Here is a 15020-nt window from a genome sequence, read left to right as displayed (position 1 = left end):
GGAGGGCAACCGCCATGGACTGGCACAGGGAGCTGCTGATCGGCTTCGATCTGGAGACGACGGGCACGGACCCGGGCACGGCACGGATCGTGACGGCCGCGGTGGTCGAGGTGCGGGGCGGGGAGCCGATCGGACGGCACGAGTGGCTGGTTGCGCCGGAAGTGCCCATTCCGGACGATGCGGTGGCCGTGCACGGGATCACCAACGAGCGGGCGGCGGCGGGCCGGACCATACGCGAGGTGGCCGACGAGATCGCGGACGTGCTGGTGGCGCACGGGCGCACGGGCGCCCCGGTGGTGGCGTACAACGCGGCGTTCTATCCACTCACTTCCCTTACGTCTCAGATGTCTCACGCTGCAACGACGAGCGGGGTCCTGCGATGAGCTGGACGAGTCAACCGTTGGTGGCCTTCGATCTGGAGACCACGGGAACGGATATCGAGACCGACCGGATCGTCACTGCGGCGGTGGTGGCCGTGGACCCGGACGGGCGGCTTCCGGACCCCCGGACATGGCTGCTCGACCCCGGGGTGTCGATCCCGCAGCAGGCTTCGGCCATCCACGGCATCTCCACCGACCACGCCCGCGAGCACGGGATGAAGGCGGCTCCGGCGATCGAAGAGATCACCTCGGCCGTCGCCCAGGTGCTGAACTCGGGGACTCCGCTTGTCGTGATGAACGCGCGGTACGACCTCTCGCTCCTCGACCGCGAGTGCCGGCGGCATGGGATAGCGCCATTGGGCGACTGGTTGCACGGAAAGGCATCGCCCGTCATCGACCCCTTGGTCCTGGACAAGCACGTGGATCGGTACCGGAAGGGGTCGCGGAATCTCCAGGCCCTTTGCGCGCACTACGGCGTGACGCTCGATGACGCGCACAACGCCGTCGCGGACGCGGTGGCGGCGGCAGGTGCCGCGCGGTCCATGGGGGTCAAGCACGCGAGCATAGGAGCGTTGGCACCGACGGACCTGCATGATCTTCAGACACGGGCGGCAGCCGAGCAGGCCGCGTCGCTGCAGAAATACCTTCGGCGTACCTCTGACCCGAAGGCGACCGTCGAGTCGGCCTGGCCTGTCATCCCGTACATCGGCTGACGGCCCGGATCAATCAACGCTGCTGCGACGAGAGCCTTACCCCTGCAGTGTGCCTTCGGCACGACGTGCGCGCCCAGGAGGAGGCACACTCACACGTCGCGGCGCCTCGTGACGAGCGCGGCGAGTGCGATCGTGATCAGCGGCCAGAGCGTGTACACGATCCAGGAGCCGGAGACTGTGGCGGTGTAGCCCAGGGAGTTGGGGTCCGGCCCCCAGTTTTGGACCAGGCGATTCCAGGCGGCCGACACCAGCGCGTGTTTGATGTCCGCCGACCAGCGGTTGCTCTCCGAGAACATGGTGGGCAGCATCAGCAGGGTGAAGACGCTGGTGACCATGGTGCCGGCGGCATGTCGGAGCAGAACGCCGAGGCCCAGACCGACCAGGGCGCAGACCGGAGCCAGCAACGCGGAGGCCACCAGCGCCCTGAACACCCCGGGGTGGGTGATCGGAACGCCGGCATGGTGCCCGTCCAGGATGGCCTGGGAGACCAGGAAGGAACCGGTCGAAGCGGCCGTGCCGACTGCGGTCCACAGCGCGGCGGTGACGGCCGCCTTGGCCAGCACGACCGAGCCGCGGGCCGGGACGGCCACGGTGGTGGTACGGATCAGCCCACTGTTGTACTCGCTCACGACTGTGAGGGCGCCCATGCTGCTGGCGACGAGCATCAGCGTCCAGTAGCCGGCCGCCGGGTAGGCGTCGAAGGGCAGGAAATCAGCGGGACCGGAGCCCGCGGCCTTGTCCGCCAGCGTGGCCAGGGCGGCGGACCCGACGACGAACAGGACGGTGAGTCCTATCGTCCACGGGGTGGAGCGCAGGGACCGCACCTTGATCCACTCGGAGGCGAGCAGATCGCGGAAGCGGGCGGGCGGCTCGGCGACGGGGGTGGTTCCGGAGGCGGAAGCGAGTGTGGTCATCGAGGCCCTCCTGCCAGGTACTCGGTGCTGTCGGCGGTGAGTTCCATGAAGGCTGCCTCCAGCGAGGCGGTGCGGGTGGTCAGCTCGTCCAGCCGGATGCGGTTCTCGAAGGCGAGCGCTCCGATCCGGTCCGCCGGGAGCCCGGTCACGGCGAGCTTCTCGGCGCCGGCCGAGCCCTCCGGCTCGACCGAGGCGCCCGCCGCGGTCAGCAAGGCCGCCAGCTCGGTGGTCTGCGGTGTCCCCACCACGACGCTGCGACGGGTGCCGCGGGCCGCGAAGTCCCGTAGCGGCTCGGCGGCGATGAGGCGGCCCCGGCCGATGACGACCAGGTGGTCGGCGGTGTTCTCCATCTCCGACATCAGGTGGCTGGAGAGGAAGACCGTGCGTCCCTCGGCGGCCAGGCGCCGGAAGAGCCGACGTACCCAGAGGACGCCCTCCGGGTCCATGCCGTTGATCGGCTCGTCGAACATGAGCACGGGCGGGTCGCCGAGCAGGGCGGTGGCGATACCCAGCCGCTGCTTCATGCCGAGGGAGAATCCGCCGATGCGGCGGTTCGCCACTTCGGCCAGTCCCACCTCCTGAAGCACTTCGTCCACCCTGTGCCGCGGGATGCCGTTGCTGCGGGCCAGAGCGGACAGGTGGGCCGCGGCGCTGCGGCCGCCGTGCACCTGCCCGGCGTCGAGGAGGGCACCGACGTGCCGCAGCCCACGTGGGTGGCGGTGGAAGGGGACGCCGCTGACGGTGGCGGCGCCGATGGTGGGCGCGTCCAGGCCGAGGATCATCCGCAGGGTGGTGGACTTGCCGGCTCCGTTGGGGCCGAGGAATCCGGTGACCTGGCCCGGCCGGACAGTGAAGGACAGATTGTCGACGGCCGTCTTGCTGCCGTAGCGCTTGGTGAGTCCGCTGACTTCGATCATGGCACCCACACTGCCGAGAGGAGCACCGTCCGGGCATGCGGCCGTGGGCGGCAATCGTGCGGCCGGATTGATCCGTGGGCGTACGTCCCCGGGCTGATGCCGCGCTGGTGGTGGCCCAGTTAGTCTCATGGCGTGAACCCCATGGCGACCATTCCGTTTCCTGCGTGCGTTGCGCACCGCGGCCTTGTTCCCGGGCGGGCACGCCGCCGATGACGAGAACCAAGGTCGTGGCCTGGGCGGGAGGCGCCTCCTACCTCCTCGTGGTGGGTCTGCTGGTGGGGGCCGCACCGCGGGCGTCGGGCACGGTCCACGGTGTCGGGGCGCTGCTGGCTGTGAGCCTGCTCGCCGGTGTGGTGCGACGGACACCGCTGCTGGCTCTGGCCATGGCACTCTTCGGATCCACTGCTGTGGTCGTGGGCCCTCCGAGCTCCGGCCATGAGGGCCTGGCGGCGTCGTACCAGGGCCAGTTCCTGTCGTATCTGGCGGTGGACCTCGTGCTGGGTTTCATCGTCGCCACCTGTGTACGGCGCGCTTCGATTGTTGCCGTGGCAGTGTCGTTCGCCGTGCAACTCCTGGTGATCGGCAGCTTCGCGCACGGGGACGGTCTGGCCGTCAACGGGTTGATCGCCCTCCTGGCGTTGACCGCGTCCTGCATGGCCGGTCTGCTGAGCCGCGAGCGCCGCGAGCACGTGGTGGCGCTGCGGGCACAGGAGGTGGCCGAGGCGGTGACCGCCGAACGGCTGCGGATCGCAAGGGAGTTGCACGACATGGTCGCGCACAGCATCGGTATCATCGCCATCCAGGCCGGTGTGGGCAGCCGGGTCATCCAGACTCAGCCGGCACAGGCGCGCGAGGCCCTTCACGCCATCGAGGCCACCAGCAGAGAGGTCCTGTCGGGTCTTCGGCGCACGCTGGGGTCGCTCCGTCAGGCCGACCGGGGCGTGACCACTTCGGACCAGTCACCGCTCGCACCGTCGCCTGGGCTGGCGGACGTCCAGCGGCTGGCGGCAGCGACCGCGGGCGCGGGAGTACGCGTCGACGTGCGATGCACCGGGGAGCAGCGTCCTGTGCCGGCCGACATCGATCTGTCCGCCTACCGCATCGTGCAGGAGGCGCTGACCAATGTGGTCCGCCACGCGGCCACCGGGCGTTGCCGGGTGGCCATCGACTACGGAGACGAGGAACTGTCTGTGGAGATCGTCGACGATGGGCGCGGTGCCACCGACAACGGCTCGGCGCACGGCTTCGGCATCATCGGGATGCGGGAGCGGGCCGGTCTGCTGGGCGGCCACCTCAGCGCCGGCCCGCGCCCCGAGGGCGGCTTCCGGGTGGCGACCCGGCTGCCGCTGCCCCCACCCATCGCAGTTCCAGTGGAAAACCGATGACCATCCGGGTGGTACTGGCCGACGACCAGCCTCTGGTGCGGTCCGGTCTACGCGTGCTCATGGCCGACCACCCCGATCTGGTGGTCGTCGGTGAGGCCGCCACAGGCTCCGAAGCGGTCCGGCTCGTCAGCGACCTCAGCCCCGACGTCGTGGTGATGGACATCCGGATGCCCGGCATGGACGGGATCGAGGCCACCCGCCTGATCACGGCTGGTCCGGCAACGACCCGCGTCCTCGTCCTGACCACCTTCGACGAGGACGAGCACGTCTACGGAGCACTCCGGGCAGGCGCGAGCGGGTTCGTGGTCAAGGATATGGCGCTGGACGATATCCTCGCGGCGATCCGTGTGGTCGCCGCCGGCGACGCACTGATCGCGCCGAGCGTGACGCGCCGTCTGATCGCCGACTTCGCCGGGCGCTCAAGGGATGCCCCGCGGCGCTCCCCACGGCCGGTCGAGGGCATCACCGAGCGGGAACGAGAAGTACTGACCTTGGTCGGACGCGGCCGGTCGAATACCGAGATCGCGGAGGACCTCTTCATCACGGTGGCCACCGCAAAGTCGCATGTGTCACGACTGCTCACCAAACTGGGCGCCCGGGACCGGGTCCAGCTCGTGATCACCGCCTATGAGACGGGTCTCGTCACGCTTCCGCCCTGATGGCGCCCCCCATGACGAGGTCCGAAGAGCAGCGGCACGGTGGCGTAGCACTGCTCGCTACGGGCACGCAGCGATGGGCCGCTCATGCAGCGCATCCCACTATGGGCGGCACCGGACCACCCGCGGATTGTCAACGGCGACCTTGGATGCGGGCGACGCGATTGCTCTGGTCGGTTGCCTCCGCAAGACGTTGATTCTCCAGGGTGAGGAACTGCACGCGCTGAGCCAGGACGTTGATCGATTCACGCAGCTCACGTACCTCGCGTGCATGTTCCTTACGAAGTTGGCGCTCTGCTGCCCTCAGCGTTTGGACCTCTTGCCTGGGCGTCATGGCAGAAGAGGCCGTGTTCTCTTGCTCGGCGACGAGCTTGCGGAATTCGGCCACAGCCGGGGTGCTCGACTCTTTCAAGCACCTTGTCGATGTCGCTCAAGTGCTGGCGGGGAGCCGTACGCTGCAGGTCGGAGAGTCCGACGAAGGCGAGTGCTCGCTCGGTCTCCCCGCGTGCCGACTCCCAGCCCGGGCGGTGCCGAGTGGTGATCGTCGAATTCGCGGGCGAACCGGCCAGGTGTGCTTGCCGCCCGAACTCGTCCACTACGGGGACCCCTCGTCCCTCATGAGCGAGGCCGTCGAGATAGCGCTCAAGCCGGTGAATAGACCGCGCCGTCGACCGCTATCGCAAGGGCAAGCGCACGCTGGAGGCGGTCTGCGGGGAGTACGGGGTGGCCCACGAGCGCGCCCACGAGGCCGGGGCGGACGCCCTCGCCGCGGTGCGCGTCGCCTGCGCGCTCACCGAGCGGCACCGGCAGGTCGCACTGGGCCGCCGACTTCCCCTCCTGGCTGCGCCGCAAGGGCACCCCGGACGCGGTCGTGGACGGCACCTGGCCGCTGGGCGAGGCGCGGGCCGCGATCGGGGGGTCCGGCAGCACCGATGAGTTTCCGCCGCCCGGCCCGTCGTACAGGTGTGGGGGAGCGGACCGGAGAAGAGGAGACCCACCGATGACCGACCGGACGGACCAGACCGCGCGTATCGATCTCGGCCCCGCGGCCCAGCGGGTGACGGCGCTGCTCAGCGGCGTCTCGGATGACCAGCTCGGGGCACCCACCCCGTGCGGGACGTACTCCGTGGGAGATCTGCTCGACCACTTCATGGGGCTGACCATCGGCATGCGCCGGGCCGCGGAGAAGACCACGGACGAGACGGGCCCCGCGCCCGGTCAGGGGCAGGCCGACCGGCTGGATCCCGACTGGCGCCATGAGCTGCCCCGGCGGCTGGAGGCGATGGTCACCGCCTGGCGGGACCCGGCGGCCTGGCAGGGCAGCACGCGGGCCGGAGGTGTGACGCTGCCCGCCGACGTCATGGGTGTTGTCGCGCTGGACGAGCTGGTGGTCCACGGCTGGGACCTCGCGCGCGCCACCGGGCAGCCCTTCGACTGCGATCCGCGCAGTACCGAGGCGATCATCGGGTGGCTGTCGGCGTTCCCGGACGAGGTGCGGGACGGGAAGGCGTTCGGCCCCACGGTCACCGTGCCGCAGGACGCGTCGTCGCTGGATCGCGCCGTCGCGCTCAGCGGCCGCGACCCCGCGTGGACGGCGTGAACGTCGTCTCTCGGGGAGCGCTCAGAAGGAGTACCAGCGCACCGCCGCATCGCCCTCCCGCAGCGAGGCGACCCTACGGCGGAACTCGGCCAGTGCCGCCGGGTTCCCCGGCGCGTGCTGGGCCACCCACGCACAGCTCGCCGTCTCCCGCGCGCCCCGCAGCACCGCGCACCCGGGCCACTCCCGCACATCCCAGCCGTACGCCGCGGTGAAGTCGTCGTACGCCGCCGCGCCCAGCCCGTAGCGGTCCCGGAACAACGCCATCACGACGAGATCGTGCTCGCGCAGATCCGTGGCGAACGTCTCCAGGTCGACCAGGACCGGACCGTCCGGCCCGATGTGCACATTGCGCGGCAGCGCGTCGCCGTGGATCGGGCCGGGGGCCAGATGGGGGGTCAGCTCCGCCGCGGCCGCCGCGAAGTCGTCCCGCCGGGCGCGCAGATACGCGGCGTCCGCCGGATCGATGGCGTACCCGGCCAGCCGCAGCCAGCGTTCGACGCCGCCCAGCAGGTCGCGGCGCGGCAGCCCGAGGTCCGGCGGCGGTTCCGGAAGGGCGTGCACCCGCCGCAGCAGCGCGGCGAGGTCGCGCGGCCCTGCGGGGCGCTCGGGCGGCGGGAGCTGCTGCCAGTAGGTGACCAGGTGGCCGTCGTACGCGAGCGGCTGCTCCGCGCCGCCGAAGCGGCGGTCCGGGCGCACCGCGGGCACCCCCTCGCGGGCCAGCCAGTCGGCGACCCGCAGCTCCCGCGCCGCCCGCTCCCGTACGGCGAGGTCGCGGCTGACGCGGACCACGAGGGCGAGGTGGTCGAGGGCGAAGACGGCGTTCTCGCCGAGCGCCAGCAGCCGGGCCCGGGCGGCGTCGTCCGGGCCGTGCGGCAGTGCGGCGGCGAGCACCGCCAGCGCCCGCTCCTCCGTGAACCCCGTGTCCGCCACGCCCTCACCCTCCACTGCCCCGCTGCCGATGCCCTGCCCGGGCCAGTCTCGCACCGGGCCGGGGCACCTTCGGCGGCGGCCGGGGGCGTTACACCGTGCTGAATATCTGGAGGCGGTCGCCCACGTCCGGGGCCTGGCGGCGGCGGGTCGGGCGGCCCGGCTCCACGGTGCCGATGTAGAGCCAGCCCAGGGCGCGTTCGGGCTGGTCCAGGTCGAGCAGTTTGCGGACGGGCTCGGCGTCGAGCTGGGCACCGGTCCGCCAGATACTGCCGAAGCCGCGGGCGTGGAGGAGCAGCATCAGGGAGGTGGTCATCGCGGTGACGGCCGCCATCTGCTCCCATTCCGGCACCGAGGACACGGTGTCGGGGGAGAACACGAGCGTGGCCAGCAGGGGCGCCCGCCGGGTCTTGGCGCGCATCGCCTCGACGCTCTTGCCGTTGTCCTCGGCCAGCGCGGCGGCGAGCGCGTCCCGTGCGTCGCCGGACATCAGCAGCCAGCGCCAGGGCCGCAGCATGCCGTGGTCGGGGGCGCAGGAGGCGGCCTTGAGGAGGTAGCGGAACTCCTCGGGGCTGGGTGCGGGGCCTGCGAGCTTCTGCTCGCTGCGGCGGGTGAGAACAGCCGTCATCACGTCCATGCGGGTTCCTTTTCGTGGTGGGGCGTGCCGAGCAGCAACTGGTCGGGGCCGGCGGGCAACTCGCGGCCCATCAGGGAGTGCAGGAGCGGGTAGGCGCTGGTGTCACCGGCCAGGACGCCGCCGAGCAGGGTGCGGGCGTCGTCGGCGAGGACGAGCTTGGCGTAGCTGCTCGCCCGGTGGTGGTGGCGGATGTATTCGAGGGCGCCGGGTGTTTCGGCGTGGCAGTCGCCGAAGCTGGCGACGTCGACGCCGAGCAGTTTGAGCCGGGTGGAGGTGTCGGCTCCGGCGAAGGGCCGGGCCGCCAGGCCGAGGAGTTGCGCGGCGACGGATTCGGCCATGCGGTAGCCGGGGGCGACGAGCCCGTAGCAGCGGCCTTCGACGGCGGCGCATTCGCCGATCGCCCAGATCCGGGGGTCGGCCGTGCGGCAGTGGTCGTCGACGAGGATGCCGCCGCGCGGCCCGCGCGGCAGACCGGACGGTTCGGCCAGGTCGTCGCGGGGGCGTACGCCGGTCGCGAAGACGACCAGGTCCGCGTCCAGCCGGGTGCGGTCGTCCAGGGTCACCCCGCGGACCCGCCCGTCGGGGCCGGGGTCGACGGACCGGGTGATGGTTCCGCAGTGTGCTCGCACCCCGAGCTTGCCGACGAGGCCGGCGAGGACCTGTCCGGCTCCGGCGTCGATCTGGAGCGGCAGCAGATGCGAGGCCGTTTCCACCACGTGCGGCCGCATGCCCAGCAGCCGCAGCGCGTTGGCCGCCTCCAGGCCGAGGAGCCCGCCGCCGATGACGACGCCCGCCCGGCCGGGGACGGCCGCGGCCCGGATGGCCTCGATGTCCTCGACGGTCCGGTACCGGAAGCAGCCCGGCAGGTCGCGTCCCGAGATCGGCGGGACGAAGGGCCGGGAGCCGGTGGCCAGGACCAGCGCGTCGTAGCCCGTCACGGTGCCGTCCGCGCTGGTGACGGTGCGGGCGCGGCGGTCGATGGAGACGGCGGTGGTGTTCAGCCGTATGTCGGCCAGCGGATCGGCGAGGAGGTCCGGGCCGGTCAGGTCGAGCGTCCCGGCGTCCCCGTCCTCCCCGCTCTCCAGATGCGACGAGAGCGAGGTCCGGTCGTAGGCGGGCCGCGGTTCCTCGGCGAGGACGACGATGCGCCACCGGCCGTCCGGGTCCCGGTCCCGGACCCGCTCCACCAGCCAGTGGCCGACCATGCCATGGCCGACGACGACGAGGGTGCGGCTCACCGGACCGCCTCCGCCACGGCCGGTTCCCGCCGCGGCCCGGCGGCGTGCAGGACGGCGCACAGGTCGCGGACCGCGCCGGCGCAGCTGCCGCAGCCGGTGGTCGCGCGGGTGGCCGCGGCGAGCGCGGCCGCGTCCCGGGCGCCGCCGCGCCAGCTGTCGGCCAGGGTGCGCTTGGTGACGTTGTTGCAGTGGCAGACGACCGCGTCGTCCGGCAGCTCCACCGGCCCGTGTCGCTCGGCGGGGGTGCCCAGCAGGAACGCCAGCCGGTCCGAGGGCACCGGCAGCCCCTGGTCGCCCAGGGCGCTCAAGGAGGCGATGGCCCGGGGGTAGCCGACCAGGACGGCGCCGACCAGCCGGTGGCCGTGCAGGTCCAGCCGGGCGTAGCCGCCGCGGGCGGGGTCCTGGAGCGTCACCGTTTCTTCAACGGCGTCGGACGCTCCGGGCGGGCCGAACGCCGCGACGTCCAGCCCGGGCGCCTTCAGCCGGGTCACGGGCACGCACGCGCGGGGCGGTGGCCGGACGCCGCAGAGCGCCGCAGCGAGCCGTTCCGCCTGGTGCCAGGCGGTGGCGGCGAGCCCGGGGACCGCGCCGTGCTCCTCGGCGCAGTCACCGATGGCGTGGATGTGCGGATCGTCGGTGGTCAGCGCGTCGTCGACCACCGCCCCTGTGCGGACGGCGAGTCCGGCGGCGCCGGCCAGGCGGACGTCCGGCCGGACACCGGCGCACACCACCACCGCGTCGGTGCCGATGGCCTGGCCACGGTCGAGGGTGAGGGTGCCGGGGGCGTACCCGGCCGCCTGCCGGGACAGTTCCAGCCGGATGCCGTGGTCGCGCAGCCCGCGGGCGAGGATCGCCCCGGCCGGGTCGTCGAGCTGGCGGTTCATCGGGTACGGACGCGGATGCACCAGGGTGACGCGGGTGCCGCGGCGCCGCAGGGCGAGCGCCGCCTCCACCCCGAGCACCCCGGCGCCGACCACCGCCACCCGGCCGCCGGTGACGCGCCGGCAGTCGGCGACGGTACGCAGCGGGGTGACGCCGTCGGCGAGCCGGCCGGCTTCCGTCAGCAGGCCGGGGACGGCGGGTATCCGGGGCCGGGCGCCGGTCGCGAGCACCAGGTGGTCGTAGGGGAGGCCGGTGCCGTCCGACGTGTGCACCAGGCGGCTTTCCCGGTCGATGCCGGTGACCCGGGTGCCCAGCCGCACCACGGTGCCCTCCGGTGGACCGGGCAGGGCCAGGGCGCGGGCCGGGAGGGTGCCGTCCAGCACCGAGGGGAGCAGCACCCGGTTGTACGCGGCCACCGGCTCCGCCCCCAGGACGGTGACGGGGCCACGGTGGCCGTGGTGGTGCAGCCGGTCCACGAGGCGGTGGGCGGCGATGCCGTTGCCCACGACGACGACGGCGCTCATGCCGTGGCCGTCCAGGGTTCGATGCGGACCGCGCAGACCTTGAACTCGGGCATGAGGCTCTCCGGATCGAGGGCGGTACTGGTGAGGAGGTTGGCCCGGCCGTCCCCGGCGAAGTGGAACGGCAGGAAGACGGTGTCGGCGCGCAGGGTCGGCACCAGCCGCACCCGGGCGACGGTCGTGCCGCGGGCCGAGCTGACCCGCGCCAGGCCGCCCTCGGTGAGCCCGGCCCGCTCGGCGGTGTCCGGGTGCACTTCGAGATATGACTCCGGTTCGGCCGCCAGCAGTTCGGGGACCTCGCGGGTCTGGGCGCCGGACTGGTAGTGCGCCAGCACCCGGCCGGTCGTGGCGTACAGGGGGAAGCGGCCGTCGGGGAGTTCGGCGGCGTCCCGGTGGTCGACCGCGCGGAACCGGGCCCGGCCGTCCGGGTGGGCGAAGCGGTCGAGGAAGAGCCGGGGCGTGCCCGGGTGCGGCGGCTGCCCGGGCGGGGTGGCGGGGCAGGGCCAGTGCAGGGCCTCACCGGCGTCGAGGCGTTCGTAGCTGACGCCGGAGTAGTCGGCCCGGCCGCCCCGGGTGGTGCGGCGCAGTTCCTCGAACACCTCGCGCGGTACAGCGGGGAAACGTTCCGGCGGCTGACCGAGCCGGATCGCGAGCCCGCGCAGCACGTCCAGGTCGCTTCGTACCCCCGGCGGGGGACCGGAGAGCCGGCGGCGGCGCACCACCCGGCCCTCCAGATTGGTCATGGTGCCCTCCTCCTCGGCCCATTGCGTCACCGGCAGCACCACATCGGCCAGCAGCGCCGTCTCGGAGGGCATGAAGTCGGCCACCACCAGAAGGTCCAGCGCGGCCAGCCGCTCGGTGATCCGCGCGGCGTGCGGTGCGGACACGACCGGGTTGGAGCCGAACACCAGCAGCGCGCGCGGCCCGCCGGGGCGACCGAGGGAGTCCAGCAGCTCGAACGCGCTCGGCCCGGGTCCTGGCAGCTCCCGTGGCGCCACGCCCCAGACGGCGGCCACGTCGGCGCGCGCCCCCGGGTCGGCGATCGACCGGTAGCCGGGCAGCTGGTCGGCCTTCTGGCCCATCTCCCGGCCGCCCTGTCCGTTGCCCTGCCCGGTGAGGCAGCCGTAGCCGCTGCCCGCCCGGCCGGGCAGGCCCAGGGCGAGCGCCAGGTTGATGAAGGCCCCCACCGTGTCGGTGCCCTTGCTGTGCTGTTCGGCGCCGCGCCCGGTGAGGACGTAAGCGCGCCGGGCCTCGCCGAGCATCCGTACCGCCTCGCGCTGGGCGGTCACCGGCACCCCGGTGACCTGCTCGACGCGCTCCGGCCACCAGGCCACCGCCCGCTGCCACGCGGCGTCGAACCCGACGGTGCGCCGGTGCAGATAGTCCTCGTCCATCCCGCCCTCGGTGACGACGAGATGGAGCAGGCCGAGGGCGAGCGCCAGATCGGTACCGGGCTGCGGCTGGAGGTGGAGGGCCGCCGCCTCGGCGGTCCGGGTCCGGCGCGGATCGATGACGATCAGTCGCGCGCCCGCCAGATGGCGCATCAGCGGCGGCATGGTCTCGGCCGGGTTCGCCCCGGCCAGCAGGATCACCTCGGCGTCGTCGAGGTCGCCCACCGGGAACGGCAGCCCGCGGTCGATTCCGAAGGCGGCGTTCCCGGCGGCCGCCGCGGAGGACATGCAGAACCGGCCGTTGTAGTCGATGCGGCTGGTGCCGAGCGCCACCCGGGCGAACTTGCCCAGCAGATACGCCTTCTCGTTGGTCAGCCCGCCGCCGCCGAACACGGCCACCGCGTCCGGGCCGTGCGCGTCCCGGATCCGGCGCAGCCGCTCCGCGACGGTGTCCAGCGCGTGGTGCCAGCCCGCCGGTTCCAGCGACCCGCGGGCGTCCCGGAGCAGCGGGTTGTGGAGCCGCACCGGGGTGTCGAGGAGGGCGGGGGCGGTCCACCCCTTCTGGCACAGCCCACCCCGGTTGACGGGGAAGTCGGAGGGGGTCACGACCACCGAGCCGTCCTCGTGGCCCAGCCGGGTGCCGCACTGGAGGGCGCAGTACGGGCAGTGGGTCGCCACGGCCGACGCGGAGCCCGGTGCGGAGAGTCCCGAGGGCCTGGAAGGGGCCGCGGAGGACGGAGATTCAGACATGGGAGACCTCCGGGCGCCGGGCGGAGCGGCCGGTTCCGGGCCCGCCGCCGGGTTCGCCGCGCAGATAGACCGCCCAGGTCACCACCGCGCAGATCGCGTAATAGCCGAGGAAGGCGGTGAAGGCGGCGTCGGCGGTGCCGCCGGGGCCGTCGTAACAGGCGCGGAAGGCCAGGTTGACGGCGACTCCGCCGAGCGTGCCGACCGCCCCCGTCACGCCGATGACCGCGCCGGACAGCTCGCGGGCCCGGGCGAAGGCGTGGCCCGCGTCCTCGCCCGCGGTGACGGCCCTCTCCGCGTCCTGCGCGAAAACCGCCGGAATCATGGTGTACGCCGAGCCGTTGCCGATCCCCGACAGCACGAAGAGCACGCAGAAGGTGGCGACGAACAGGGGGAACGAATGGGTCGCGGAGGCCAGCAGCAGTACCCCGGTTCCGGCGGCCATGGCGACGAGGTCGACCAGGGTCACCCGCGCGCCGCCCCACCGGTCGGCAAGCCACCCGCCGAGCGGCCGGAACAGCGAGCCGAGCAGCGGGCCGAGGAAGGTGTACGAGACGGCCTCCAGCGCGGAGGCGCCGAACTCGTACTGGAGGACCAGGCCGAACGCGAAGCCGTATCCGATGAACGAGCCGAAGGTGCCGACGTACAGCAGCGACATCCACCAGGTGTGACGGCTGCCCAGGGCCTCGCGCAGCGCTCCCGGCCGGGCCCGTACGGTCGCGAAGTTGTCCATCCGCCGGGCGGCGAGCACGGCCAGCAGCGCAGCCAGGGGCAGATAGCCGGCGGCCAGGTACTCGGGGTGGCCGAGCCCGGCGGTGGCCGCCACCAGCAGCCCGAGCAGCTGCACCACGGCCACGCCCAGATTGCCGCCGCCCGCGTTGATCCCCAGTGCCCGGCCCTGGTGGCGGCGGGGGAAGATGCCGCTGATGTTGGTCATCGACGAGGCGAAGTTGCCGCCGCCGAGCCCGGCCGCCGCCCCGGCCACCAGGAACAGCCACAGCGGGGCGTTCGGCCGCTGGATCACCCAGACCGCCAGCGCGATGGGGATCAGCAGGGAGGCGGTGGCGAACACCGTCCAGTCGCGGCCGCCGAAGCGGGTCACGGCGTAGCGGTAGGGCAGCCGGAGCGCCGCTCCGGCCAGCGTGGGGACGACGACCAGCAGGAACTTCTGCCCGGCGTCGAAGGAGAATCCGGTCGTGGGGGACATGAAGAGAACCAGGACCGACCACAGGCTCCACACCGAGAAGCCGAGGTGTTCGGTCGCGACGGACAGCACCAGATTGCGTCGTGCGACGCGACTGCCCTCGCGTTTCCAGAACTCCCGGTCCTCGGGGTCCCAGTGATGTATCCAGTGGCCGGAACCGGCCCGAGCCTTGCCCATGAGTTGCCTCGGCCTCCACTCGCATCTGAACACGGTCAACGTCATCAGTGGTGCTGATGGTGATGGTGTTGAAGGTGGTGCTTGGTGCGGCACGAGAATGCTGATGCCGGATTCCTCCACGGGCTGTGGAAGCTCCAGAGGCATATCCAGACTGCCGGGAGGCGGAAAGCGGCCTCAATTGAACCTTGGTACACACGACGGACCGGCCTCACGCGGGGTATGCAGAGGCCGGTCGGCTCTTGGAGGTGCGTACCCGTCACATGGTCGTGCGCAGGGTTTCGATCCAGGCGTACGAGACCAGGCCCGCTTGCAGCCTGGACTCCACGCGCAGCTTGGTCAGGATCTGCGCCACATGTGCTTTGACCGTGCGTTCGGTGACGGCGAGCCGGGACGCTATGGATCGATTGGACTCCCCGTCACCGAGCAAGCGGAACACATCGAATTCGCGATTCGAAAGCGAGGGCACCCGGTCCAGCTCTTCCTGCCAGGTCCGGCGAGCGCTGGGCGCCAGCGGTGCTTTCCTCTTTGCTAAACCGATCAGGCTTCCCTGTGTGGCCATGTATCTCCCTCTCCCGAAAGCGCGGGTCGCGGGGTCCGGGTAATAGGTGAATTCACGTCAGCCTTATGGGCCTCGGCAGTATACGGAGGCGCCGATGTCAGAGGCATGTGACGAGCTTCACTTCCCGCTCGTGCGGCCCGCCGGATGCCGCCGTCGACCTGCGGGTCTGTGG

At 72.4% G+C, this 15020-nt stretch carries 14 protein-coding genes and 2 pseudogenes; 6 read left to right on the top strand and 10 right to left on the bottom strand.

What is annotated here, in order from left to right; all coding sequences use genetic code 11:
* Nucleotides 1-14 precede the first annotated feature (14 nt).
* Nucleotides 15-347: pseudogene (locus ACH4SI_RS20270) on the top strand (exonuclease domain-containing protein); the annotation flags it as partial.
* Nucleotides 348-379: 32 nt separating this feature from the next.
* On the top strand, nt 380-1093 hold the full coding sequence (locus ACH4SI_RS20265) for a 3'-5' exonuclease (protein WP_398297426.1): 714 nt from the start codon (nt 380-382) through the stop codon (nt 1091-1093).
* Between the two features lie 89 nt (nt 1094-1182).
* On the opposite strand, the gene ACH4SI_RS20260 is transcribed toward ACH4SI_RS20265, so the two are convergent.
* Together ACH4SI_RS20260 and ACH4SI_RS20255 are read right to left on the bottom strand one after the other, a co-directional pair.
* Nucleotides 1183-2007, bottom strand: a complete 825-nt coding sequence (locus ACH4SI_RS20260; protein WP_398297424.1) for an ABC transporter permease — start codon at nt 2005-2007, stop codon at nt 1183-1185.
* The gene (locus tag ACH4SI_RS20255) at nt 2004-2924 is read right to left on the bottom strand and encodes an ABC transporter ATP-binding protein (protein ID WP_398297422.1); all 921 of its coding nucleotides are present in this window, start codon (nt 2922-2924) and stop codon (nt 2004-2006) included. Before ACH4SI_RS20255 ends, ACH4SI_RS20260 begins: the two co-directional genes overlap by 4 nt.
* Before the next feature lie 263 nt (nt 2925-3187).
* On the opposite strand from ACH4SI_RS20255, the gene ACH4SI_RS20250 reads away from it, so the two are divergent.
* Both ACH4SI_RS20250 and ACH4SI_RS20245 read left to right on the top strand, forming a co-directional pair.
* Complete coding sequence (locus tag ACH4SI_RS20250) at nt 3188-4309, top strand: sensor histidine kinase (protein WP_398297420.1); 1122 nt, start codon at nt 3188-3190, stop codon at nt 4307-4309.
* Complete coding sequence (locus tag ACH4SI_RS20245) at nt 4306-4968, top strand: response regulator (protein ID WP_398297418.1); 663 nt, start codon at nt 4306-4308, stop codon at nt 4966-4968. Before ACH4SI_RS20250 ends, ACH4SI_RS20245 begins: the two co-directional genes overlap by 4 nt.
* A 130-nt stretch (nt 4969-5098) precedes the next feature.
* Here ACH4SI_RS20245 and ACH4SI_RS20240 read toward each other — a convergent pair whose 3' ends face one another.
* Entirely contained in the window at nt 5099-5353 is a 255-nt protein-coding gene (locus ACH4SI_RS20240) for a hypothetical protein (protein WP_398297416.1), read from the bottom strand.
* Between the two features lie 266 nt (nt 5354-5619).
* Between ACH4SI_RS20240 and ACH4SI_RS20235 the strand changes: the two are divergent.
* Both ACH4SI_RS20235 and ACH4SI_RS20230 read left to right on the top strand, forming a co-directional pair.
* A pseudogene (locus tag ACH4SI_RS20235) lies at nt 5620-5881 on the top strand (3'-5' exonuclease); the annotation flags it as partial.
* Between the two features lie 84 nt (nt 5882-5965).
* Nucleotides 5966-6565, top strand: a complete 600-nt coding sequence (locus ACH4SI_RS20230) for a TIGR03086 family metal-binding protein (protein WP_398297980.1) — start codon at nt 5966-5968, stop codon at nt 6563-6565.
* Between the two features lie 21 nt (nt 6566-6586).
* Here ACH4SI_RS20230 and ACH4SI_RS20225 read toward each other — a convergent pair whose 3' ends face one another.
* The 7 genes from ACH4SI_RS20225 to ACH4SI_RS20195 form a co-directional block, all read right to left on the bottom strand.
* On the bottom strand, nt 6587-7495 hold the full coding sequence (locus ACH4SI_RS20225) for an aminoglycoside phosphotransferase family protein (RefSeq protein WP_398297978.1): 909 nt from the start codon (nt 7493-7495) through the stop codon (nt 6587-6589).
* A gap of 88 nt (nt 7496-7583) precedes the next feature.
* Nucleotides 7584-8129 (bottom strand): nitroreductase family protein, encoded by a 546-nt coding sequence (locus ACH4SI_RS20220; RefSeq protein ID WP_398297414.1) that lies wholly within the window; start codon nt 8127-8129, stop codon nt 7584-7586.
* Nucleotides 8120-9367: an NAD(P)/FAD-dependent oxidoreductase gene (locus ACH4SI_RS20215; protein ID WP_398297412.1), complete on the bottom strand. Its 1248-nt coding sequence runs from the start codon at nt 9365-9367 to the stop codon at nt 8120-8122. Before ACH4SI_RS20215 ends, ACH4SI_RS20220 begins: the two co-directional genes overlap by 10 nt.
* Nucleotides 9364-10773 carry an FAD-dependent oxidoreductase gene (locus tag ACH4SI_RS20210; RefSeq protein WP_398297410.1) on the bottom strand — a complete coding sequence of 470 codons (1410 nt, stop codon included), beginning with the start codon at nt 10771-10773 and terminating at the stop codon, nt 9364-9366. The genes ACH4SI_RS20215 and ACH4SI_RS20210 overlap by 4 nt, the downstream gene beginning before the upstream one ends.
* Nucleotides 10770-12911, bottom strand: coding sequence for a molybdopterin oxidoreductase family protein (locus ACH4SI_RS20205; RefSeq protein WP_398297408.1), 2142 nt, complete (start codon nt 12909-12911; stop codon nt 10770-10772). The genes ACH4SI_RS20210 and ACH4SI_RS20205 overlap by 4 nt, the downstream gene beginning before the upstream one ends.
* Nucleotides 12904-14289, bottom strand: a complete 1386-nt coding sequence (locus tag ACH4SI_RS20200) for an MFS transporter (protein WP_398297406.1) — start codon at nt 14287-14289, stop codon at nt 12904-12906. Before ACH4SI_RS20200 ends, ACH4SI_RS20205 begins: the two co-directional genes overlap by 8 nt.
* A 256-nt stretch (nt 14290-14545) precedes the next feature.
* Nucleotides 14546-14848 (bottom strand): response regulator transcription factor, encoded by a 303-nt coding sequence (locus tag ACH4SI_RS20195; protein WP_398297404.1) that lies wholly within the window; start codon nt 14846-14848, stop codon nt 14546-14548.
* Between the last annotated feature and the right edge of the window lie 172 nt (nt 14849-15020).

Origin of the sequence: Streptomyces sp. NPDC021212 (assembly GCF_044332925.1) — a bacterium.
GTDB lineage: Bacteria > Actinomycetota > Actinomycetes > Streptomycetales > Streptomycetaceae > Streptomyces.
This window is presented reverse-complemented; position numbering and strand designations above follow the sequence as displayed.